Annotated in this window: 35 protein-coding genes; 1 reads left to right on the top strand and 34 read right to left on the bottom strand. The window is 34.6% G+C overall.

Annotation, left to right across the window (positions count from 1 at the left end):
- Positions 1–114: 114 nt before the first annotated feature.
- From eno to rpsL, 34 genes are all read right to left on the bottom strand, one after another.
- Entirely contained in the window at positions 115–1407 is a 1293-nt protein-coding gene (eno, locus tag BLS90_RS10910; protein WP_091257648.1) for a phosphopyruvate hydratase, read from the bottom strand.
- A gap of 678 nt (positions 1408–2085) precedes the next feature.
- The gene (carA, locus tag BLS90_RS10905) at positions 2086–3186 is read right to left on the bottom strand and encodes a glutamine-hydrolyzing carbamoyl-phosphate synthase small subunit (protein WP_091257647.1); all 1101 of its coding nucleotides are present in this window, start codon (positions 3184–3186) and stop codon (positions 2086–2088) included.
- Between the two features lie 432 nt (positions 3187–3618).
- Positions 3619–4104, bottom strand: a complete 486-nt coding sequence (gene rplQ, locus BLS90_RS10900) for a 50S ribosomal protein L17 (RefSeq protein ID WP_073210393.1) — start codon at positions 4102–4104, stop codon at positions 3619–3621.
- 63 nt (positions 4105–4167) lie between these two features.
- Positions 4168–5160 carry a DNA-directed RNA polymerase subunit alpha gene (locus BLS90_RS10895; RefSeq protein ID WP_066080995.1) on the bottom strand — a complete coding sequence of 331 codons (993 nt, stop codon included), beginning with the start codon at positions 5158–5160 and terminating at the stop codon, positions 4168–4170.
- Between the two features lie 21 nt (positions 5161–5181).
- Entirely contained in the window at positions 5182–5787 is a 606-nt protein-coding gene (gene rpsD, locus BLS90_RS10890; RefSeq protein ID WP_073351434.1) for a 30S ribosomal protein S4, read from the bottom strand.
- Positions 5788–5877: 90 nt separating this feature from the next.
- Positions 5878–6261 carry a 30S ribosomal protein S11 gene (rpsK, locus tag BLS90_RS10885; protein WP_024981527.1) on the bottom strand — a complete coding sequence of 128 codons (384 nt, stop codon included), beginning with the start codon at positions 6259–6261 and terminating at the stop codon, positions 5878–5880.
- A gap of 8 nt (positions 6262–6269) precedes the next feature.
- Positions 6270–6644, bottom strand: a complete 375-nt coding sequence (rpsM, locus tag BLS90_RS10880; protein ID WP_066081001.1) for a 30S ribosomal protein S13 — start codon at positions 6642–6644, stop codon at positions 6270–6272.
- 2 nt (positions 6645–6646) lie between these two features.
- On the bottom strand, positions 6647–6763 hold the full coding sequence (gene ykgO / locus BLS90_RS10875) for a type B 50S ribosomal protein L36 (RefSeq protein WP_007094966.1): 117 nt from the start codon (positions 6761–6763) through the stop codon (positions 6647–6649).
- Positions 6764–6775: 12 nt separating this feature from the next.
- On the bottom strand, positions 6776–6991 hold the full coding sequence (gene infA, locus BLS90_RS10870; protein WP_007136545.1) for a translation initiation factor IF-1: 216 nt from the start codon (positions 6989–6991) through the stop codon (positions 6776–6778).
- A 4-nt stretch (positions 6992–6995) separates the two neighbouring features.
- Positions 6996–8342 carry a preprotein translocase subunit SecY gene (gene secY / locus BLS90_RS10865; RefSeq protein WP_091257646.1) on the bottom strand — a complete coding sequence of 449 codons (1347 nt, stop codon included), beginning with the start codon at positions 8340–8342 and terminating at the stop codon, positions 6996–6998.
- A gap of 13 nt (positions 8343–8355) precedes the next feature.
- A complete protein-coding gene (rplO, locus tag BLS90_RS10860; RefSeq protein ID WP_066081007.1) occupies positions 8356–8808 on the bottom strand; it encodes a 50S ribosomal protein L15 in 453 nt (150 codons plus the stop codon).
- A gap of 11 nt (positions 8809–8819) precedes the next feature.
- On the bottom strand, positions 8820–9002 hold the full coding sequence (rpmD, locus tag BLS90_RS10855) for a 50S ribosomal protein L30 (protein WP_027310825.1): 183 nt from the start codon (positions 9000–9002) through the stop codon (positions 8820–8822).
- Positions 9003–9014: 12 nt separating this feature from the next.
- Positions 9015–9542, bottom strand: coding sequence for a 30S ribosomal protein S5 (rpsE, locus tag BLS90_RS10850; RefSeq protein WP_035668102.1), 528 nt, complete (start codon positions 9540–9542; stop codon positions 9015–9017).
- A gap of 6 nt (positions 9543–9548) precedes the next feature.
- On the bottom strand, positions 9549–9899 hold the full coding sequence (rplR, locus tag BLS90_RS10845) for a 50S ribosomal protein L18 (protein WP_066081012.1): 351 nt from the start codon (positions 9897–9899) through the stop codon (positions 9549–9551).
- Between the two features lie 11 nt (positions 9900–9910).
- Positions 9911–10453, bottom strand: a complete 543-nt coding sequence (gene rplF, locus BLS90_RS10840; RefSeq protein WP_091173708.1) for a 50S ribosomal protein L6 — start codon at positions 10451–10453, stop codon at positions 9911–9913.
- An 18-nt stretch (positions 10454–10471) separates the two neighbouring features.
- Entirely contained in the window at positions 10472–10870 is a 399-nt protein-coding gene (rpsH, locus tag BLS90_RS10835) for a 30S ribosomal protein S8 (protein WP_026707006.1), read from the bottom strand.
- A gap of 123 nt (positions 10871–10993) precedes the next feature.
- Complete coding sequence (gene rpsN, locus BLS90_RS10830; RefSeq protein ID WP_007136553.1) at positions 10994–11263, bottom strand: 30S ribosomal protein S14; 270 nt, start codon at positions 11261–11263, stop codon at positions 10994–10996.
- A gap of 3 nt (positions 11264–11266) precedes the next feature.
- Entirely contained in the window at positions 11267–11818 is a 552-nt protein-coding gene (rplE, locus tag BLS90_RS10825) for a 50S ribosomal protein L5 (RefSeq protein WP_073351438.1), read from the bottom strand.
- Between the two features lie 2 nt (positions 11819–11820).
- Positions 11821–12135, bottom strand: coding sequence for a 50S ribosomal protein L24 (gene rplX, locus BLS90_RS10820; protein WP_066081024.1), 315 nt, complete (start codon positions 12133–12135; stop codon positions 11821–11823).
- Between the two features lie 11 nt (positions 12136–12146).
- A complete protein-coding gene (gene rplN / locus BLS90_RS10815) occupies positions 12147–12515 on the bottom strand; it encodes a 50S ribosomal protein L14 (RefSeq protein WP_026717863.1) in 369 nt (122 codons plus the stop codon).
- Positions 12516–12517: 2 nt separating this feature from the next.
- The gene (gene rpsQ / locus BLS90_RS10810; RefSeq protein ID WP_066081027.1) at positions 12518–12778 is read right to left on the bottom strand and encodes a 30S ribosomal protein S17; all 261 of its coding nucleotides are present in this window, start codon (positions 12776–12778) and stop codon (positions 12518–12520) included.
- A 17-nt stretch (positions 12779–12795) separates the two neighbouring features.
- Positions 12796–12981 carry a 50S ribosomal protein L29 gene (rpmC, locus tag BLS90_RS10805; RefSeq protein WP_091257645.1) on the bottom strand — a complete coding sequence of 62 codons (186 nt, stop codon included), beginning with the start codon at positions 12979–12981 and terminating at the stop codon, positions 12796–12798.
- Positions 12982–12994: 13 nt separating this feature from the next.
- The gene (gene rplP, locus BLS90_RS10800; RefSeq protein WP_007803637.1) at positions 12995–13420 is read right to left on the bottom strand and encodes a 50S ribosomal protein L16; all 426 of its coding nucleotides are present in this window, start codon (positions 13418–13420) and stop codon (positions 12995–12997) included.
- A gap of 19 nt (positions 13421–13439) precedes the next feature.
- Positions 13440–14198, bottom strand: a complete 759-nt coding sequence (gene rpsC, locus BLS90_RS10795) for a 30S ribosomal protein S3 (protein WP_066081035.1) — start codon at positions 14196–14198, stop codon at positions 13440–13442.
- Between the two features lie 6 nt (positions 14199–14204).
- Entirely contained in the window at positions 14205–14615 is a 411-nt protein-coding gene (gene rplV / locus BLS90_RS10790) for a 50S ribosomal protein L22 (RefSeq protein ID WP_007136561.1), read from the bottom strand.
- A gap of 6 nt (positions 14616–14621) precedes the next feature.
- Entirely contained in the window at positions 14622–14900 is a 279-nt protein-coding gene (gene rpsS / locus BLS90_RS10785; RefSeq protein WP_007136562.1) for a 30S ribosomal protein S19, read from the bottom strand.
- Positions 14901–14906: 6 nt separating this feature from the next.
- Positions 14907–15731 carry a 50S ribosomal protein L2 gene (gene rplB / locus BLS90_RS10780; protein WP_035668122.1) on the bottom strand — a complete coding sequence of 275 codons (825 nt, stop codon included), beginning with the start codon at positions 15729–15731 and terminating at the stop codon, positions 14907–14909.
- Positions 15732–15740: 9 nt separating this feature from the next.
- The gene (rplW, locus tag BLS90_RS10775) at positions 15741–16031 is read right to left on the bottom strand and encodes a 50S ribosomal protein L23 (protein WP_091257644.1); all 291 of its coding nucleotides are present in this window, start codon (positions 16029–16031) and stop codon (positions 15741–15743) included.
- A 6-nt stretch (positions 16032–16037) separates the two neighbouring features.
- Entirely contained in the window at positions 16038–16667 is a 630-nt protein-coding gene (gene rplD, locus BLS90_RS10770; RefSeq protein WP_035668126.1) for a 50S ribosomal protein L4, read from the bottom strand.
- Complete coding sequence (gene rplC / locus BLS90_RS10765; RefSeq protein WP_073351440.1) at positions 16667–17284, bottom strand: 50S ribosomal protein L3; 618 nt, start codon at positions 17282–17284, stop codon at positions 16667–16669. Before rplC ends, rplD begins: the two co-directional genes overlap by 1 nt.
- A gap of 154 nt (positions 17285–17438) precedes the next feature.
- Positions 17439–17744 (bottom strand): 30S ribosomal protein S10, encoded by a 306-nt coding sequence (gene rpsJ, locus BLS90_RS10760; RefSeq protein ID WP_011963470.1) that lies wholly within the window; start codon positions 17742–17744, stop codon positions 17439–17441.
- 11 nt (positions 17745–17755) lie between these two features.
- Complete coding sequence (gene fusA / locus BLS90_RS10755) at positions 17756–19912, bottom strand: elongation factor G (RefSeq protein WP_091257643.1); 2157 nt, start codon at positions 19910–19912, stop codon at positions 17756–17758.
- Positions 19913–19922: 10 nt separating this feature from the next.
- On the bottom strand, positions 19923–20399 hold the full coding sequence (gene rpsG / locus BLS90_RS10750; RefSeq protein WP_035668130.1) for a 30S ribosomal protein S7: 477 nt from the start codon (positions 20397–20399) through the stop codon (positions 19923–19925).
- 74 nt (positions 20400–20473) lie between these two features.
- Positions 20474–20857 (bottom strand): 30S ribosomal protein S12, encoded by a 384-nt coding sequence (gene rpsL, locus BLS90_RS10745; protein ID WP_007136570.1) that lies wholly within the window; start codon positions 20855–20857, stop codon positions 20474–20476.
- A 269-nt stretch (positions 20858–21126) separates the two neighbouring features.
- On the opposite strand from rpsL, the gene BLS90_RS10740 reads away from it, so the two are divergent.
- Positions 21127–22833 (top strand): BamA/TamA family outer membrane protein, encoded by a 1707-nt coding sequence (locus BLS90_RS10740; RefSeq protein WP_091257642.1) that lies wholly within the window; start codon positions 21127–21129, stop codon positions 22831–22833.
- The last annotated feature ends 1 nt before the right edge of the window (position 22834 follow it).

Genomic DNA, 22834 nt, shown 5'->3' with positions numbered 1-22834 from the left:
TCTAGGGAATTAAACACTAATTAAAAAGAGAATAACACAACGAAATTGTTAAATATTACCAAAAAAAGCCACTCACTGTACGTGAATGGCTTTAAATAAAAATATCGTAAGAATTTATTTTATTTTGAATGCATTTTTACCAGGAAAATAAGCTGTATCACCTAATTCCTCTTCAATTCTAAGCAACTGATTGTATTTAGCCATACGGTCCGATCTTGAAGCAGAACCCGTTTTTATTTGACCACAGTTTAAAGCTACTGCTAAGTCTGCAATCGTATTGTCTTCTGTTTCTCCTGAACGATGTGACATCACAGAGGTATATCCTGCATTTTTAGCCATATTTACAGCCGCAATAGTTTCAGTTAAAGTCCCTATTTGATTTACCTTAATAAGAATAGAATTAGCGATTCCTTTTTCAATACCTGTTGACAAACGTTCTACGTTGGTAACGAATAAATCATCTCCCACTAATTGCACTTTATCACCAATTCTATCGGTCAATAACTTCCAACCATCCCAGTCATTTTCATCCATACCATCTTCGATAGAAATAATTGGATATTTAGAGGCGAGTTCCGCTAAATAATCCACTTGCTCCGCAGAAGATCTAATCTTACCTGTTTCACCTTCAAATTTAGAATAGTCATACTTACCATCTACGTAAAACTCTGCTGCAGCACAATCCAAAGCGATCATGATTTCATCACCAAAACTATACCCAGCGTTTTCAACTGCTTTTTTGATAGTGTCTAAAGCATCTTCAGTACCACCAGGAAGATTTGGTGCAAAACCACCTTCATCACCTACAGCAGTAGAAAGTCCTCTGTCATGTAATACTTTTTTCAAACTATGAAAAATTTCTGTCCCCATTTGCATTGCATGGGAGAAAGAAGTTGCTTTCACAGGAAAAATCATAAATTCTTGAAACGCGATCGGCGCATCAGAATGTGATCCTCCATTGATAATATTCATCATTGGCACTGGTAATGTGTTTGCAGAAACACCGCCTACATATCTATACAATGGCAAACCCAATTCATTTGCAGCGGCTTTGGCTACAGCCAAAGAAACTCCTAAAATTGCGTTTGCACCCAAGTTTGATTTATTAGGAGTACCATCCAAATCAATCATCATTTGATCAATCAGATTTTGTTCAAAAATTGAAACTCCTAAAAGCTCCTCAGAAATAAGGGTATTCACATTTTTCACTGCATTCAAAACCCCTTTTCCAAGGTAAGCTTTTCCTCCATCGCGCAACTCCATTGCTTCATGCTCTCCAGTTGATGCCCCAGATGGTACTGCAGCTCTTCCTAAAACACCATTATCTGTAATTACATCTACTTCTATTGTAGGATTTCCTCTAGAATCGAAAATTTGTCTTGCGTGAATTTTGATAATTATACTCATATACTCAATTTTTAAATTATAAAACACAAATATATTCTATCTTTTTGATTCATTTTATGAAAACAATGAATGTTATTAACGAAAACGTTGTAATTATTTGTGGAAAACCGATACCTCCAGTTTCGTTTATAAAAGGAGATGAAAATTTACATAATTTCATTCATCAAGAGCGAAAAAGGTAAAAGACAATAAAAACTCAGAAACTGAAAGTTTCAAAAAGAATTTAGTACTCCAAGAGCCCTAATAAATTGATAAACCTTAAATCCAAATATCGATCATTTTAAGCTTCTGTACAATTTCTATTCAAGCCATAAAACAAAAGATTTTCACAATGTAAGTCTAATACATTAGTACAAAATTTAATTCTAACTTAACTGAGAAGAAGATAAAGATGAAGAAGATACCATATGAATGCCATACCATGAAAAAACAAGGAGACTCAATAAATTAACACGAAAAAAGAACCAAATTTTGATTTCAAAAAGAATAATTAGAGACAGTAATGAGTCAGTAAAATCGGCATTTCGACGTAAATCTTACCACACATTTTCAGCAATGACGAACTTAATCGTAGTACAATACAAACTTAAAAATAAAAAGGGATTGACTTTTTGACAAAAGACAATCCCAAAGTATTTTAATATGATGTATTTAATACTGTATTGCTATTAAAAAAAGTTAACCTTTAATATTTTCGATAAATTGATCAAATAAATAAGAAGAATCATGTGGTCCTGGGCTTGCTTCTGGATGATATTGAACGGAGAAACAATTTTTGTTTTTCATACGCATCCCAGCAACTGTTCCATCATTTAGATGAAGATGTGTAATTTCTAAATCAGGATGATTATCTAATTCTTCTTTGTTAACGGCAAAACCATGATTTTGAGAAGTTATTTCTCCTTTTCCGGTAATGATATTTTTCACAGGATGATTGATTCCTCTGTGCCCGTTAAACATTTTATAAGTAGAAATTCCGTTAGCCAAACCAATTACTTGATGTCCCAAACAGATTCCGAATAAAGGTTTGTTATTTTCCAAAATCTCTTTTGCTACTTGAATAGCTCCAGAAAGTGGCTCTGGATCACCAGGTCCATTTGATAAAAAATATCCATCCGGATTAAAAGCAGCTAAATCTTGGTAAGAAGAATCAAAAGGAAATACTTTGATATAGCAATCTCTGTTAGCAAGATTACGCAGAATATTCATTTTGATTCCTAAATCAAGAGCCGAAATTTTGTAGGTTGCATTCTGATCCCCGTAGAAATATGGATCCTTTGTAGATACTTTGGACGCCAATTCTAAACCTTTCATATCCGGAACTTTTTGCAGTGCTATTTTTAGTTCTTCTATTGGAGTTTCGTCTGTGCAAATGACTGCATTCATAGCACCATTGTCACGGATGTAACTCACCAAAGCACGAGTATCTACGTCAGATATACAGATTAGTTTTTGTTTAATAAAATAATCTTCTAAACTCCCTGAAGCATCTTCACGAGAATAATTGAAGCTAAAATTTTTACAAACTAATCCAGATATTTTAATACTTTGCGATTCCACTTCTGAATCGTTTACCCCATAATTTCCAATATGAGCATTAGTAGCTACCATTAATTGCCCAAAATAAGAGGGGTCAGTGAATATTTCTTGGTAACCCGTCATTCCTGTATTAAAACAAACTTCTCCATAAGTAGTTCCAATGATTCCAATAGATTTACCGTGGAATATGGTTCCGTCGCTTAATAAAAGAATGGCGCTTTGTCGTGTTGTATATTTCATTAGTTAATTTCTATTAATTTTATAATAGTCTCATGTAACTCGAAAGAACTCGTTTCATGTGTAGTTAAATATTTTGCAAATTTAATTTTTTAAAACAGTGAATCCAATGTTTTATTAAAAATTTATGTTTTTCAAGTTTTCTTGTTTAAGGAAAAAGTTTTAAACTAGCCCCGATTACTTCACTTAGTTTATATTTTCATGTGAGCTCACTAACTTTGTTTGAAGTGGAAATCCTTTTTCTTTTTTCTTTAGAAAAAAAAATTACTTCACTAAACATTCATTTTAAGCGGAGTTCAGTGAACTTCGTTTCCAAGGGAACGCAGGACAATTAGTTCTTAAAAACCAGAAATATTATGCTCTGAAAAAATCAAAAAAAAAGGATAAACTATAAATAGCTTATCCTTAATTTTTATTGAATGATTATTTTCATAATTACTCAGCAGTCTCTGTAGTTGTTTCAGTTTCAGCAGCTGGAGCTTCAGTAGCTTCATCTTTCTTAGCTTTACCACCACGACGGCTTTTTGCTTTTTTAACTTCTTTTTTACCACCATTGTAAAGTTCATTGAAATCTACTAGTTCGATCATTGCCATATCAGCATTATCTCCTAAACGATTTCCAACTTTAATGATACGAGTGTATCCACCTGGACGGTCTCCTACTTTAGCAGCTACATCTCTGAACAAGTCAGTTACAGCATATTTGCTACGTAAGTAAGCAAAAACGATACGACGATTATGAGTCGTATCTTGTTTTGATTTTGTTATTAAAGGCTCAACAAATTGTTTAAGCGCTTTTGCTTTAGCAACAGTAGTGTTAATACGTTTGTGCTCAATAAGAGAACAAGCCATATTAGCTAACATAGATTTTCTATGTGCAGTCTGTCTGCTTAAGTGGTTGAATTTTTTTCCGTGTCTCATGACGTGTTTTTTTATACTTTCATCTTGATACGATCCATTTTGGAGATCAAAATATGAAGTAATTTATTCTTTATCTAATTTGTATTTTGCTAAATCCATACCGAAGTTCAAATTTTTAACTGCAACAAGTTCATCAAGCTCAGTTAAAGACTTTTTACCAAAATTACGGAATTTCATTAGGTCATTTTTATTGAACGATACTAAATCACCAAGTGTATCAACTTCAGCCGCTTTCAAGCAATTTAATGCTCTAACAGAAAGATCCATATCAACAAGCTTAGTTTTAAGCAATTGTCTCATGTGTAATGATTCTTCATCATATGATTCTGTTTGTGCAATTTCGTCAGCCTCAAGTGTAATTCTTTCGTCAGAAAACAACATGAAATGGTGAATTAGAACTTTTGCAGCTTCAGTAAGAGCATCTTTAGGATTAATTGATCCATCAGTTTTAATTTCAAAAACTAATTTTTCATAATCTGTTTTTTGCTCAACACGGAAGTTTTCAATCGCATATTTTACATTTTTTACCGGAGTAAAAATTGAATCAGTAAAAATAGTTCCAATTGCAGCATTCTGCTTTTTGTTTTCTTCAGCAGGAACATAGCCTCTACCTTTTTCGATCGTTAAATCGAAATTTAGTTTGATTTTGCTATCTAAATTACAGATAACTAGTTCTGGATTCAAAACTTGGAAACCTGAAATAAATTTTTGAAAATCACCAGCTGTTAATTGATCTTTACCTGAAACAGAAATAGTAACTGCTTCATTATCTATATCTTCAATTTGACGTTTAAAACGTACTTGTTTTAGATTAAGAATAATTTCGGTAACGTCTTCAACAACTCCTGAAATAGTAGAAAACTCATGATCTACACCTTCAATGCGAACAGATGTAATTGCATAACCTTCTAATGCTGAAAGCAAAACTCTTCTAAGTGCATTACCAACAGTCAATCCGTAACCAGGTTCTAAAGGTCTAAATTCAAACTTACCTTCAAAATCGGTGGAATCGATCATGATAACTTTATCGGGCTTCTGAAAATTAAATATTGCCATAAATTTCGACTAAGTCAATTATTATTTGTTGTACAACTCTACGATTAATTGTTCTTTAATGTTTTCTGGGATCTGAAGTCTCGCAGGTACAGAAACGAAAGTACCCTCTTTAACATCATTATTCCAAGTAATCCATTCATAAACATGACTTGAATTAGATAAAGAACGTTCGATAGCATCTAAAGATTTAGATTTTTCACGAACAGCAACTTTGTCACCAGGTTTAAGGTGGTAAGAAGCAATATTTACAACATCACCATTAACGGTAATGTGTCTATGAGAAACTAATTGTCTAGCGCCTCGTCTAGAAGGAGCGATACCCATTCTAAAAACAACGTTATCTAATCTTGCTTCACACAATTGTAAAAGAACCTCACCAGTAACACCTTTAGTAGCTGATGCCTTTTTGAATAAACCTCTGAATTGCTTCTCTAAAATTCCATAAGAATATTTAGCTTTTTGCTTTTCCATTAACTGGATTGCATATTCAGATTTTTTACCTCTTTTTTTAGCCATCCCGTGTTGTCCAGGTGGGTAATTTCTTTTTTCGAAAGATTTATCATCTCCGAAGATTGCTTCGCCAAATTTACGAGCAATTCTAGTTTTTGGACCAGTATATCTTGCCATTTCTAAAAATTAAATTAAGGTAGAGATTATGAATTCAGGTCATATCCTTCGATAATCGTATATTCTACCTAGTTATACTTAAATATATAATTAAACTCTACGTCTCTTTGGAGGACGACATCCGTTGTGAGGCATTGGAGTAACATCGATAATCTCAGTCACTTCAATTCCACCGTTATGCAAAGAACGGATAGCAGACTCACGTCCGTTTCCTGGTCCTTTTACATACACTTTCACTTTTTTAAGTCCAGCTTCAAGAGCTACTTTACTACAATCTTCTGCTGCCATTTGGGCTGCGTATGGAGTATTCTTTTTAGAACCTCTAAAACCCATTTTTCCAGCTGAAGACCAAGAAATAACTTCACCTTTTTTGTTTGTCAAAGAAATGATGATATTGTTAAAAGTAGCAGAAATATGAGCTTCTCCCGTTGATTCAACGATAACTTTACGTTTTTTTGCAGTTGCTTTAGCCATATTACTTATTATTTAGTTGCTTTTTTCTTGTTAGCAACAGTTTTTCTTTTACCTTTTCTTGTTCTAGAGTTGTTTTTAGTTCTTTGTCCTCTTAATGGAAGACCAGATCTATGACGGATACCTCTATAACATCCAATATCCATTAAACGTTTGATGTTTAAAGAAACTTCTGAACGCAATTCTCCTTCAATTTTGAAAGTTGATACTGCTTCACGGATTGCTCCGATCTCATCATCATTCCAGTCTTGAACCTTTTTATCTTGGCTAACTTGAGCTTTTTCTAAAATCTCAACAGCTCTACTTTTTCCTAATCCAAAGATGTAGGTAAGTGCTATAACACCTCTCTTATTTTTTGGGATATCTACCCCTGCTATTCTTGCCATAATTATCCTTGTCTTTGTTTAAATCTAGGATTCTTTTTGTTTATTACGTACAATCTCCCTTTTCTTCGCACAATTTTGCACTCGGGACTTCTCTTTTTTATTGAAGCTCTAACTTTCATTTTGAATATCCTTTAATATCTATAAGTAATTCTTGCTTTTGACAAATCGTAAGGGCTCATTTCTAGTTTCACTTTATCACCAGGTAATAATTTGATGTAATGCATACGCATTTTTCCAGATATATGTGCGATTACAATATGTCCATTTTCTAACTCTACACGGAACATAGCATTTGATAATGCTTCAATGATTGATCCGTCTTGTTCTATTGCTGATTGTTTTGCCATAAAGTTAAGCTACTGCCTTTCTATTTTTACCACTTTTCATTAAACCATCATAATGTCTATTCAACAAATATGAATTGATTTGCTGCATTGTATCTATGGCAACACCAACCATAATTATTAATGAAGTACCTCCAAAAAACATTGCCCAAGACTGTTGAACATCCATAACACTAACAATTATTGCAGGGAACACAGCAATTAAAGCCAGAAATAAAGATCCCGGGAACGTTATTAAAGACATCACTTTATCAAGATAATCAGATGTTTCCACTCCAGGCCTAATACCAGGAATAAAACCTCCGCTTCGCTTTAAATCATCAGACATCTTATTAGTAGGAACTGTGATCGCGGTGTAAAAAAATGTAAATACAATGATTAAAGTTGCAAATACTAAATTATACCAAAACCCAAACATATTACTAAAAGCACCAACGATTGATTGTGATGCATCTGATTTAGACAAACCAGCTAATGCTGCTGGAATAAACATGATCGCTTGTGCAAATATAATTGGCATAACCCCTGAAGCATTTAGCTTTAAAGGAATCCATTGTCTATTTCCATTCAACATATCTTGTTCGAAATCACCTGAAGTTGTACGACGAGCATATTGCACTGGAATTCTCCTAACAGCCATTACTAACAGTACACAACAAATAATAACCAGTAACCAGATGATAATTTCAATAACCAGCAACATTGGACCACCATTATTATTGGTAACCCTAGTTGTAAACTCTTGGATGAATGCTTGTGGCAATCTAGCCAATATCCCAACCATAATCAACAAAGATATACCATTTCCAATTCCTTTATCCGTAATCTTTTCTCCTAACCACATGGCAAAAATTGTACCTGTAACTAAAATAACTACTGATGAAAACAAGAATTCAAATGAATTGAATCCCAATAAAAATGCATTACTAGGTAATGTTCTATATAAATTATAGATATAAGTTGGACCTTGAACTAAAGTAATTCCAATTGTCAACCAACGAGTAATTTGATTAATTTTCTTTCTACCACTTTCTCCATCACTTTGAAGTTTTTGAAGATAAGGAATCGCAATTCCCATCAACTGAACAACAATGGAAGCAGAAATGTAAGGCATAATTCCTAAAGCAAAAACTGAAGCTTGAGAAAATGCACCTCCGGTAAACATGTCTAGAATTGAACCAATTCCTTCTTTGGTTTGCCCAGCTAAATTACCTAACTGTGTAGCATCAATGCCTGGCAGGGTAACTTGAGCCCCGAAACGATAAACTAAAAGTAGTCCTAAGGTGATTAGAATTCTATTTTTCAGTTCTTCTATTTTCCAAACATTACTTATTGATTCAATAAATTTCTTCATATTAATAGAAAAATTACATTGTTACAGCTTCTCCTCCAGCAGCTTCAATAGCAGCTTTAGCAGTAGCAGTAAATTTGTGAGCGGTTACTTTTAATTTTGCTGTCAATTCACCTCTACCTAAAATCTTAACGATTTCATTTTTAGTAGCTAAACGATTAGCAACATAAACTGTCATATCAACAGTATCTTTAATAACACCATTATCAACTAATAGTTGAAGTGTATCAAGATTTACACCTTCGTAATCTTTACGATTGATGTTTGTAAAACCAAACTTTGGTACACGTCTTTGAAGTGGCATTTGCCCACCTTCAAAACCAATCTTCTTAGAATAACCAGAACGAGATTTTGCTCCTTTGTGACCTCTTGCAGAAGTACCACCTTTTCCAGAACCTTCTCCTCTACCTAATCTTTTATTTTGATTGTGTGTAGAACCTTCAGCAGGTTGTAAGTTACTTAAATTCATAACAGTATTTGTTATTTAGCTTCTTCGACAGAAACTAAGTGTTTAACTTTATTTATCATCCCAAGGATTGTAGGGTTTGAATCATGCTCTACAACTTGACCCATTTTACGTAGACCTAAAGCTTCCAATCCTCTCTTTTGAGTAAGAGGACAGTTGATTTTACTTCTAACTTGTTTTACTAATAATTTAGCCATAATTTCCTAGAATTAACCTTTAAAAACTTTTTCTAAAGAAACGCCTCTTTGTTTTGCAACAGTATAAGCGCTTCTCATTTGTAATAAAGCATCAAAAGTTGCTTTAACTACGTTGTGAGGATTCGAAGACCCTTGTGATTTAGATAATACATCATGAATTCCTACTGATTCAAGAACTGAACGAACAGCTCCACCAGCAATAACTCCTGTACCATGAGAGGCAGGAATTAAAAACACACGTGCACCACCAAATTTACCTTTTTGTTCGTGAGGAACAGACTGACCATTCAAAGGAATTTTAACTAAATTTTTCTTAGCATCTTCTACTGCTTTCGCAATTGCTTCAGAAACATCTTTAGACTTTCCTAATCCGTGTCCAACTACTCCGTTTTCATCACCTACAACTACAATAGCAGAAAAACCAAAAGCTCTACCACCCTTTGTAACCTTAGTAACACGATTTACACTTACCAAACGATCTTTTAATTCAAGACCACTTGGTTTTACTAACTCTACATTCTTGTATTTACTATTAGACATACTATATTAGAATTTAAGTCCAGCCGCTCTTGCGCCTTCTGCTAATGATTTAATACGACCGTGATACAAATAACCTCCTCTATCGAAAGTTATTACGCTTATCCCAGCTTTCAAAGCTTTCTCAGCAACTAATTTCCCAACTGCTGTAGCAACTTCAATATTCGTACCGTTACCTATTTCTTTTTCTCTTGAAGAAGCCGCCAACAAAGTAACTCCGTTTACGTCATCAATAAGTTGAGCGTAAATTTCTTTGTTACTTCTAAATACAGATAGTCTTGGATTAGTAGCTGTACCACTAATTGACTTTCTAATTCTGAATCTAATTCGTTGTCTTCTTTCAGGTTTTGTTAATGACATAATCTTATTTTTTAAGCTGATTTACCTGCTTTTCTTCTTAATACTTCACCCACAAATTTAACACCTTTTCCTTTGTACGGCTCAGGCTTACGAAAACCTCTGATTTTCGCAGCTACCTGACCTAAAAGTTGTTTGTCAAATGATGTTAATTTAACAATTGGGTTTTTACCTTTTTCAGATATAGTTTCTAAAGTCACTTCAGGAGCAATTTCTAAAACTATATTGTGAGAGTAACCAAGTGCTAAATCTAATTTCTGTCCTTGATTTGAAGCTCTATAACCAACTCCTACCAATTCTAATGACTTAGTAAAACCATCTGTTACACCGATAATCATGTTATTGATTAAAGATCGGTACAAACCGTGTTTTGCTCTTTGGTCTTTGTGATCAGAAGATCTATCTACTTGAACTAGATCCCCTTCAACTGTTACAGTTACGTCCGAAAACTCCTGAGTTAGTTGACCATTTTTTCCTTTTACCGTAATAATACCGTTAGCAACTGAAACAGTTACTCCTGCAGGAATTGTTACTGGACTTTTACCTATTCTTGACATCTTATATAGTCTTTAAAATTAGTATACGTAACAAATTACTTCGCCACCAACATTCAATTGCTTCGCTTTCTTTCCAGTCATTAAACCTTTAGAAGTAGAAACAATAGCAATTCCTAATCCATTAAGGATTCTAGGAATACTTGAAGAACTTGAATATTTACGTAAACCTGGTTTACTAATTCTTTGGATATCTTTAATTACTGACTCCTTAGTATCCTTATCATACTTTAAAGCGATTTTGATTGAACCCTGAACAGCGTTGTCTTCAAATTTGTAACTCAAGATATAACCTTGATCAAACAAGATCTTGGTTATTTCTTTTTTTAGATTAGATGCAGGAATTTCAACAACTTTGTGGTTTGCAGCCACAGCGTTACGAACTCTTGTCAAATAATCTGCAATAGGATCTGTATACATATGTATTAATTTGCGGTTTTGGTTTTCAACAAACGATTTGCCGAACCTTAAACCAATTTATAAATATTTATGATACAGACAAAACGCAAGTTAAGTCTGTATCAGAACGTAATAAATTACGTCTTACCAAGATGCTTTTTTAACACCGGGTATCAATCCGTTATTTGCCATTTCACGAAATGTAACACGTGAAAGACCGAATTGACGCATATACCCTCTTGGTCTACCTGTTAATTTACAACGATTGTGCAAACGAACTGGCGAAGCATTTTTTGGTAACTTTTGCAAACCTACGAAATCTCCAGCTTCTAACAAAGCTTTTCTTTTCTCAGCATACTTAGCTACTGTTTTTTCTCTCTTAACCTCGCGGGCTTTCATTGATTCTTTAGCCATGTCTTAATTCTTTTTAAAAGGTAATCCTAATTCTGTCAATAGAGACTTTGCTTCTTTATCTGTTTTTGCAGTAGTTACAAAAGAGATGTCCATTCCTGATATTTTATTTACTTTGTCAATATCAATTTCTGGGAAAATGATTTGCTCTAAAACACCAAGGTTGTAATTTCCTCTTCCGTCAAAACCAGTAGCTTTAATACCACTAAAATCTCTTACACGTGGCAAAGCTGAAGTAATAAGTCTATCTAAAAACTCATACATTCTTTCTCCACGTAAAGTAACTTTTGCTCCAATAGGCATCCCTTTTCTCAATTTAAAAGACGCAACGTCTTTCTTTGAGATAGTAGATATTGCTTTCTGTCCAGTGATCTTTGTTAACTCATCAACTGCATAGTCAATTAATTTTTTATCAGATACAGCTGCACCAACTCCTTTACTTAAAACGATTTTTTCCAATTTAGGAACCTGCATTACGTTTACGTATCCGAATTCTTCTTTAAGAGCAGCAATTACTCTGCTCTTATATTCTTCTTTTAGTCTAGGTATATACTCCATTACTATAGTACTTGATTAGATTTTTTTGAAAATCTTACTTTCTTATCTCCCTCTACTCTAATACCAACTCTAGTTGCTTCCTTAGTTTTAGGATCAATTAAAGAGATGTTAGATATTTGTATAGAAGCTTCTTTCTTTACGATACCACCTTGAGGGCTTTTTGCACTAGGTTTCGTATGTTTTGAAACCATGTTAACACCTTCAACAATCGCTTTATTTTTCTCTTTGTACACGCGCAACACTTTACCTTCAGCACCTTTATGGTCTCCAGCAATTACTCTTACGATGTCACCTGATTTTATTTTTAGCTTTATCATCTTAAAACGAATTAAAGCACTTCTGGTGCTAATGATACAATTTTCATGAATTGTTTTTCACGAAGTTCTCTTGCTACGGGCCCAAAAACACGAGTTCCTCTCATTTCACCTGCAGCATTCAAAAGAACACATGCATTGTCATCGAAACGGATATAAGAACCATCGGCTCTCCTCACTTCTTTTTTGGTACGTACAACAACTGCAGTTGAAACAGCTCCTTTTTTAACGCTTCCGTTAGGGGCTGTATCTTTAATAGAAACTACAATCTTGTCACCAACAGAGGCATACCTTCTTTTGGTACCTCCTAAAACACGGATAGTTAAAACTTCCTTTGCTCCAGTGTTATCTGCTACTTTTAGTCTTGATTCTTGTTGTACCATAATTATTTAGCTCTTTCTAAGATTTCAACTAACCTCCAACATTTAGTTTTACTTAAAGGACGCGTTTCGCTAATCCTTACGGTATCTCCAATGTTACAGTCGTTCATTTCGTCGTGTGCGTGATACTTTTTAGTTTTCAACACGAACTTACCGTATAATGGGTGTTTTACTTTACGCACTTCAGCAACAACGATGGATTTATCCATTTTGTCCGAAGTAACAACACCAACTCTTTCTTTTCTTAAATTTCTTTTTTCTTCCATCTTTCAGCAGACTACAGTTATTGTCTTTTAGTAAGTTCGGTAGCCAATCTCGCAACAACTCGTCTCATACTTCTAATTTGAAGCGGATTCTCAATTGGTGAAATAGCGTGAGCCATTTTTAGATCAGCATATGTTTTCTTAGTCTGGCTAAGCTTTTCTTGCAACTCAGCTGCAGAAAGATCTTTTATTTCTGATTGTTTCATAATATAATATAGATTATGCTTCGAAATCTCTAGCAACGACGAATTTAGTTTTTACTGGAAGCTTTTGAGCCGCAAGACGTAACGCCTCTTTTGCAACTGACAAAGGTACTCCTCCAACTTCAAACATAATTCTTCCGGGTTTAACGACAGCAGCCCAATATTCAACGGCTCCTTTACCTTTACCCATACGTACCTCAAGAGGCTTCTTAGTAATTGGTTTGTCTGGAAATATTTTGATCCATAATTGTCCTTCTCTTTTCATAAAACGAGTTGCAGCAATACGCGCAGCCTCGATTTGACGTGAGGTTAAGAACATTCCATCTTCATGTACAGATTTAATACCAAACATTCCATTAGAAAGTTCATGCCCCCTTTGAGAGTTTCCTTTCATTTTACCCTTTTGTACCTTACGGTATTTTGTTCTTTTAGGCTGTAACATTTTTCTTTAGTTTAAAAATTTACTTTCGTTTACGAGCGTCTGGTTTTCCACCTTTATTAAAAGGCTTTCTGTCTCCTCTTGGAGAATCACCACCTTTACCACCAGCACCAGATTGTTTTTTGTCCATTCCAGCAAGTGGAGAAAGATCTCTCTTTCCATAAACTTCACCTTTCATGATCCATACTTTGATTCCCATTCTACCATAAGTAGTATGAGCCTCTGCCAAAGCATAATCAATATCAGCTCTGAAAGTTGATAGAGGAATTCTACCCTCTTTGAAACCCTCTGAACGAGCCATCTCAGCACCATTCAAACGACCAGAAATCAAAACTTTGATACCCTCTGCGTTCATACGCATAGAGGCAGCAATAGCCATTTTGATTGCACGTCTGTAAGAAATACGGCTTTCGATTTGACGACAGATGCTTGTAGCAACTAGATACGCGTCAAGCTCAGGTCTTTTTATTTCAAAGATGTTGATTTGAACCTCTTTGTCAGTAATTTTTTTAAGTTCCTCTTTCAACTTGTCTACCTCTTGGCCACCTTTTCCGATAATGATACCAGGTCTAGCAGTAGTGATAGTAACGGTTACAAGTTTTAAAGTTCTCTCAATGATTACTTTTGATACACTAGCTTTTGATAAACGAGCATGGATATACTTTCTGATTTTATAATCTTCGGCAAGTTTATCACCATAATCATTTCCACCATACCAGTTTGAGTCCCATCCTCTGATGATACCAAGTCTATTTCCAATTGGATTTGTCTTTTGTCCCATCTTGTATTAAATTGCTTGTGTGTTATTAATAGATCCAAGCACGATTGTAACGTGATTAGAACGTTTTCTAATTCTGTGAGCACGACCTTGTGGAGCTGGACGAAGTCTTTTCAACATCATTCCACCATCAACTGTAATCGTTTTTACAAATAAACCTGCTTCTTCCATATTAGCGTCAGGATTTTTTGCTTGCCAGTTGGCAATTACAGATAAAACCAATTTCTCTAATTTTCTTGAAGCTTCTTTAGAACTAAATCTTAAGATGTTAAGTGCTCTCTCTACCTTCTGACCTCTTACCAAGTCCGCTACTAAGCGCATTTTTCTAGGTGAAGTAGGGCAGTTATTCAATTTTGCGAAAGCAATAGACTTATTAGCCTCTTTTCTCGCATCTGCTGTTTCTCTTTTACGAACTCCCATTGCTTCTTATTTTTTACCTTTATTTTTTGCTCCAGCATGACCTCTAAAAGATCTAGTTGGTGAAAATTCTCCTAATTTGTGACCTACCATGTTTTCAGTTACATAAACCGGTACAAATTGACGACCGTTATGAACTGCGATAGTTTGACCAACAAAGTCTGGAGTAATCATAGAAGCTCTAGACCATGTCTTTACTACTCCTTTGTTTCCACCTGCGATGTTTTCTTGAACTTTCTTGTCTAATTTATAATGAACAAAAGGTCCTTTTTTTAATGAACGTGCCATATCTTATTATTTCTTTCTACGTTCTACGATATACTTGTTACTCGGGTTTTTCTTAGAACGAGTTCTATAACCTTTTGCTGGTATTCCATTTCTTGAACGTGGATGTCCACCAGAAGAACGTCCTTCACCACCACCCATTGGGTGATCGACAGGGTTCATTGCAACAGGTCTTGTTCTAGGTCTTCTTCCTAACCATCTCGTTCTACCAGCTTTTCCTGATACCACTAATTGATGATCTGAATTAGATACAGCTCCAATTGTAGCCGAACAAGTCAACAAGATTAATCTTGTTTCACCAGATGGCATCTTAATTGTCGCATATTTTCCATCTCTTGCCATTAATTGAGCAAATGTTCCAGCAGAACGAGCGATTACCGCTCCTTGCCCTGGTCTCAATTCGATACAAGAAATTACAGTTCCTAGCGGAACTCTACTTAAAGGTAAAGTATTACCAATTTCAGGTTGAGATTCTGGACCAGAAACTAATTTCTGACCAACTTTCAATCCGTTTTGAGCAATAACATACGTTTTCTCTCCATCAGCATAAGCCAACAAAGCGATAAATGCAGTACGATTTGGATCATATTCAATTGATTTCACTGTAGCCGGAATTCCTTCTTTTGTACGTTTAAAATCAATGATACGATATCTCTGCTTGTGACCACCACCCGTATAACGCATGGTCATCTTTCCTTGACTATTTCTACCTCCAGAGTTTTTTATCGGCGCTATCAAAGAGCGTTCCGGCTTATCAGTTGTAATGGCGTCATAACCATTCACAACTCTAAATCGCTGACCTGGGGTAATAGGTTTTAATTTTCTTACTGACATTTTTCTATCTTAGATATTGTTGTAAAAATCAATTGTTTCTCCTTGTTGTACTTGAACAATTGCTTTTTTAATTGCATTAGTCTTTCCACTGATTAAACCACTTTTAGTGTATTTAGTAGTTCTATCCGGTCTTACGTTCATCGTGTTAACACTCAAAATAGTTACTCCGTAAGCAGCTTCAATAGCTTTCTTAATTTGAACTTTATTTGCTTTTTTGTCAACAACGAATCCGAAGCGGTTTAAAACTTCACTTTCTTTGGTTACTTTTTCCGTTACTATAGGCTTAATTATGATGCTCATATCCTATTATTTACTTAAATTTTCTTCAATTATCTCTAAAGAACTCTCTAAAAGAACTAAATTATTAGCATTTAGAATAGCATAAGTGCTTAATTCTAAGCTACTTACAACGCTAGATCCTTTTAAATTGCGTGAGGACAAATATACATTTTTATTGGTATCACCCAATACAAATAGAGATTTTTTATTTTCTAACTCTAAAGCTTTCAAAACGTTAATGAAATTTTTAGTGTTTGGTGTTTCAAAATTAAAGTCTTCAAGAACGATTATGTTCGACTCTTTTGCTTTAATTGAGAAAGCAGATTTTCTTGCCAAACGTTTCAAGCTTTTATTCAATTTGAATGAATAACTTCTTGGTCTTGGTCCAAAAACTGTTCCACCACCTTTAAACAATGGATTTTTAGCAGATCCTGCACGAGCAGTACCTGTTCCTTTTTGTTTTTTAATCTTACGCGTACTTCCCGCTACTTCAGCTCTTTCTTTAGCCTTGTGCGTTCCTTGTCTTTGATTAGCAAGATACTGCTTAACATCAAGGTATACTGCGTGATTGTTTGGTTCTATACCAAATACTGAATCAGAAAGTTGAACTTTTCTTCCAGTATCTTTTCCGTTGAAATCTAATACTTTTGCTTCCATTACTTCTGAATGATTACATAAGAGTTGTTACATCCAGGAATACATCCTTTAATAACTAGTAGGTTCTTTTCAGCCACTACTTTTAAAACTCTAAGGTTTTGAACTTTTACATTATCTCCTCCCATTCTTCCAGCCATACGCATTCCTTTGAATACTCTAGATGGATAAGAAGAAGCTCCTACAGAACCTGGCGCTCTTAAACGGTTGTGTTGACCGTGAGTTGCTTGTCCAACACCACCAAAACCGTGACGTTTAACAACCCCTTGAAAACCTTTACCTTTAGATACACCTTGTACATCTACAAATTCTCCTTCAGCAAAAATAGAAACATCAATAAGATCTCCTAATTTTTGTTCAGTTGCAAAATCTTGAAATTCAACGACTTTTTTCTTAGCTACAGTTCCCGCTTTTTTAAAGTGACCTAAAGCCGCTTTTGTGGAATGTTTCTCGTTTTTGTCATCGAAACCAAGTTGCAACGCTTCGTACCCGTCAACACCTTTGGTTCTGACTTGGGTAACAACGCATGGTCCAGCCTCGATTACTGTACAAGGAATATTCTTCCCGTTCTCGTCAAAAATGCTAGTCATGCCGATTTTTCTACCAATTAACCCAGACATAAATATTAATTATTAATTATTAAATATAAATATAGAACGCAGCTTTTAACCGAATCCTATTTTTTTAGTGGGTGCAAATGTATAACTTATTTACACACAAACCAAAAAAATATTTTTCGCTTAAAAACAGCGCTTCTTTTTACTCTTAAACTACTTAAACTTTGATTTCAACTTCAACTCCACTTGGCAATTCAAGTTTCATTAAAGCATCAATAGTTTTTGATGAAGATGAATAAATGTCAATTAATCTCTTATATGACATTACTTCAAATTGCTCTCTCGCTTTTTTGTTGACGTGTGGAGAACGTAGTACAGTGAAAAGTTTTTTGTGAGTTGGTAATGGAATTGGTCCTGTTACTACTGCACCTGTACTTTTTACAGTTTTTACAATCTTTTCAGCAGATTTATCTACTAACATGTGATCGTAAGATTTTAGTTTTATTCTGATTTTTTGACTCATTTTCTTAAAGATTAAGCGTTTCCTTTTGCTTTTTTGATAACTGCTTCCGAAATATTCGAAGGAGTTTCAGCGTAATGTGAAAATTCCATTGTTGATGTTGCACGACCTGAAGATAAAGTTCTTAAAGTAGTTACATAACCAAACATTTCTGATAATGGCACATCAGCCTTGATGGTTTTAGCACCATTTCTGTCACCCATGTCATTCACCTGACCTCTACGACGGTTGATATCACCTACGATATCTCCCATGTTTTCTTCTGGCGTAATAACTTCCATTTTCATGATAGGCTCCAAAATAACAGCACCTGCAGCACGACCTGACTCTCTGTAACCCATTCTAGCAGCTAACTCAAAAGAAAGTGCGTCTGAATCGACAGGGTGAAAAGATCCGTCTAATAAAGTCACTTTCAAACTATCTACTTGGTATCCAGCTAATGGACCCGTTTTCATAGCTTCTCTGAAACCTTTTTCAACAGATGGAATATATTCTTTAGGAACGTTACCACCTTTTACTGCATTAATAAACTGCAATCCCACCGGAGCTTTACCGTCAACTAAATCTGCTGGTTCGATTCTAAATACGATATCACCGAATTTACCACGACCACCTGATTGTTTCTTGTACGTTTCTCTATGTTGAGCAGATTTTGTAAATGCTTCTTTGTATTCAACTTGAGGCTCACCTTGATTAACTTCAACTTTAAATTCACGTTTCATTCTATCAACAAGGATATCTAAGTGAAGTTCACCCATACCAGAGATAATAGTTTGACCCGAAGCTTCGTCTGTTCTAACCGTAAATGTTGGATCTTCTTCAGCTAATTTAGCTAAAGCCATTCCCATTTTATCTACGTCAGCCTTAGTTTTAGGCTCAATTGCAATACCAATTACCGGAGCAGGGAATTTCATAGACTCAAGAATAATTGGGTGTTTTTCATCACACAATGTATCTCCAGTTTTGATATCCTTAAATCCTACTGCCGCTCCAATATCACCTGCTTCGATATAATCGATTGGGTTTTGCTTGTTAGCGTGCATTTGGTATATACGAGAGATTCTTTCTTTATTTCCTGAACGTGTATTCAAAACATATGAACCTGCATCTAAACGTCCTGAATAAGCACGGAAGAAAGCTAAACGACCTACGAAGGGGTCAGTAGCAATTTTAAATGCTAACGCAGCGAATGGCTCTTTAACATCTGGCTTACGCAAAATTTTAGTTTGATCTTCTTCTAATAATTCAGCATCATCAGGATGAATCCCTTCAATACCTTCTTTATCCATTGGAGATGGCAAATATTTACATACTGCATCTAACATGAATTGAACTCCTTTGTTTTTGAAAGAAGAACCAGCAATCATAGGAATGATAGCCATGTCCATAGTAGCAGCTCTTAATGCGATATTGATTTCTTCCTCTGTAATAGAGTCTTCATCTTCCATGAATTTCTCTAACAAATTTTCATCATAATCAGCAACTGCTTCAATAAGAATCGATCTGTATTCTTTCACTTCGTCAAGCATATCTTCTGGAATAGGCACAATCTCGTAAGTAGCTCCTAAACCTTCTTCATCCCAAACAATAGCTTGGTTTCTTACTAAATCCACAACACCTTTGAAATCATTTTCTTCACCAATCGGCAAAGTGATCGCTACTGCATTTGATTTTAACATATCTCTTACTTGTTGACATACCATCAAAAAGTTAGAACCTTGTCTATCCATTTTATTAACGAAACCAATACGTGGTACTCTGTATTGATCTGCTAATCTCCAGTTAGTTTCTGATTGTGGCTCAACACCATCAACAGCACTAAATAAGAAAACCAAACCATCAAGCACACGCAATGAACGGTTTACTTCAACTGTAAAGTCAACGTGTCCTGGGGTATCGATAATATTAAAGTGGTAAGGTAATGTTTCAGGTAAAACCTTACCTTGAGTAGTAGGAAAATTCCATTCGCAAGTTGTAGCGGCAGAAGTAATTGTAATACCTCTTTCTTGCTCTTGCGCCATCCAGTCCATTGTTGCAGCACCATCGTGCACTTCACCAATTTTATGTGATTTTCCCGTATAGAACAATATGCGCTCAGTTGTTGTTGTTTTACCAGCATCAATGTGAGCAGCAATTCCTATGTTTCTTGTATATTTAAGTTCTCTAGCCATTTCTTAAGAATTAAAATCTAAAGTGAGAGAATGCTTTATTAGCTTCTGCCATTTTGTGAGTATCCATTCTTTTCTTTACAGCAGCTCCTTCTTCTTTAGCCGCAGCTAAACATTCTGAAGCTAACCTTTGAGCCATAGATTTTTCGTTTCTTCTTCTAGAATAAAGAATTAACCACTTCATCGCCATAGAAATTTTTCTATCTGGACGAATTTGCATTGGAATTTGAAATGTAGCTCCACCTACTCTACGACTACGTACTTCTACGTGAGGCATAACATTGGTTAACGCATCTTTCCAAATTTCTAATGATGGTTTCTCTGCATCTTGTTTTTTAGACTCAATGATGTCAATTGCATCATAAAATACTTTAAACGCTGTCGATTTTTTTCCATCCCACATTAAGTTGTTCACAAAACGTGTTACCAGTTGGTCATTAAACCTTGGATCTGGTAAAAGTGGTCTCTTCTTTGCCGCTCTTTTTCTCATGTCTTTTTTTTAATAAAATGTCATACCCATACAAACGTGACGAATCACATTCCTACAAGAAATAACTTTTTAAATTACTTTTTTGCTTCTTTTGGGCGTTTAGCTCCGTACTTAGATCTTCTTTGCGTTCTTCCTGCTACTCCTGACGTATCAAGTGCACCACGAACGATGTGATATCTAACTCCTGGTAAATCTTTTACCCTTCCACCCCTAACTAATACTATCGAGTGCTCTTGTAAATTGTGTCCTTCACCAGGGATGTAGGCATTTACTTCATTACCATTTGTCAAACGTACACGCGCTACTTTACGCATTGCAGAGTTTGGTTTTTTTGGTGTTGTAGTGTAAACACGCGTACAAACCCCTCTTCTTTGAGGACAAGAATCTAAAGCAACCGATTTACTCTTCTTAGTTATCTGAGTTCTTCCTGTTCTTACTAATTGTTGAATTGTTGGCATAATTAATACTAAAAATTTCTTATTATATTAAATTCCCGCTTTTTACGGGGTTGCAAATGTAGAAAATATTTTTTACTCTACAAACGTTAATCTATTAATTTTTTTATGAACTAATAATTTGTTCTCTAAAGGAATAAAGAATTCCGAAGTGAAAAACGGTTTAGAATTCACTACTAATTAAGCAACAAATTCAATCCCGTTGTTTTACACTTTGATTTTTATTACAAACCATAGATATTTGCATTATATTTATTAAAACAAATAAACATTTGAAACCTTTCGTCACTATTCTTGTCTTATTCTTCTTTGGGTGGCATACTTCCGCTCAAAATTATCAGCTACAAATAATTGGACAATCCGACTTCGAAACCAAAACTATCGATTCTTTGGGATACAACTCTAAACACCAAAACACAAAAGCACTTCAAGATGAAATAAATAGATTTTCAGCAAAATTAATCCAAGTAGGTTACATCGATAATAACATGCTTGAATTTACGAAAGTAAAAGATTCCTTCTATATCGCAAAAATCGCTTTAGGAAAAAAAATAAAATCCATCTACCTATATATAGGTGATGACAAACAAGTAAATAATTTAATCACACTAAACAAAAAAAATAACATTATTGAAGTACCTTATGTAGCAATAGATTCCTTCCTAGAGCAAACCGTCCAAAAATTAGAGCAAAATGGATTTTCATTAGCAAAATTAAAACTAATAAACATTAAAAGAGACAAAAGTATTCTTTCAGCGACCCTACAAGTGGAAACAGAACAAAAAAGGGTTTTAAATTCAATTACAATTCAGTATGCCGAAAACGGACGTGTAAATAAATTTCCGAAGGGTCACTTGAAACAAATTAATAAAAAATACCAAAAAATAATTTTCAATCAAAAAGTAGTTGAACAAATTAATAGTGATTTCGAAAAATATAATTTTGTAAATCAAGTAAAATACCCGGAAATTTTATTTACAAAAGACAGTACTAAAGTTTATGTGTACCTTGAAAAAAGAAATTCAAATACATTTAATGGCTTCTTAGGTTTTTCAAATAATGAAAAAGAAAAGATCGCACTTGCAGGATATCTTGACATTAAACTCGAAAACATCTTGGGCTCTGGCGAGCAAGTTGCTATCTATTGGAAAAGCGACGGAAACGATCAAAAAACTTTTAACGCAAGCCTTGAACTACCTTATCTACTCCAAACACCAATAGGTCTTAAAGCACAATTACAGGTTTTTAGACAGGATACTACCTTTCAAAACACAAAAACTGCAATTGATTTAAGCTATTTCATAAACTATAATTCTCGCGTGTACTTGGGATATTATACTACAGAGTCAAGCGATATTCAAAATTTAAATAGCACTTCAATCAGTGATTTTAATAATTCATTTTTAACTTCGAGTTTTGAATATTTAAAACCAGACACAAACAACCTTCTATTTCCCATAAAATCAAAATTCCAAACCGCAATAGGAATCGGGAAAAGAGAAATCTCCAATCCAACTCAGAATACGAAAAACAACCAATTGACGCTTACTTTTCAAGCAATGCATAACATCTATTTGAACAGAAAGAATTCAATTCATCTAAATAGTCAAAATTTCTACCTTAACAGTAGCCGATACGTTGTTAATGAATTGTTTCGTTTTGGAGGTTTAAATAGCATACGAGGCTTTGCAGAAAATAGCTTACAAGCCTACTTAATAACATCATTACTAACAGAATACCGCTACATTCTGTCTCCAAATCTTTACTTACATTCCATTCTGGATTATGGCTTAATTAAAAATAATTCTGATCCAGGAAATTCAGATATTACGGAAAACCTTATTGGAATTGGGTTAGGAATGGGAATACAAACAAAAAACGGATTACTTAAACTAGCACTAGCCAATGGCAAAACTAAAAAGCAACAATTTGAAATTTATAACACCATCATCCATATTAGTTATAATGTTAAATTTTAGT

The sequence above is a fragment of the Flavobacterium omnivorum genome (genome assembly GCF_900099915.1).
In the GTDB taxonomy this organism is placed as follows: domain Bacteria; phylum Bacteroidota; class Bacteroidia; order Flavobacteriales; family Flavobacteriaceae; genus Flavobacterium; species Flavobacterium omnivorum.
Note: the sequence above shows the minus strand (reverse complement) of the source record. Positions and strands in the feature narration are given on the sequence as shown.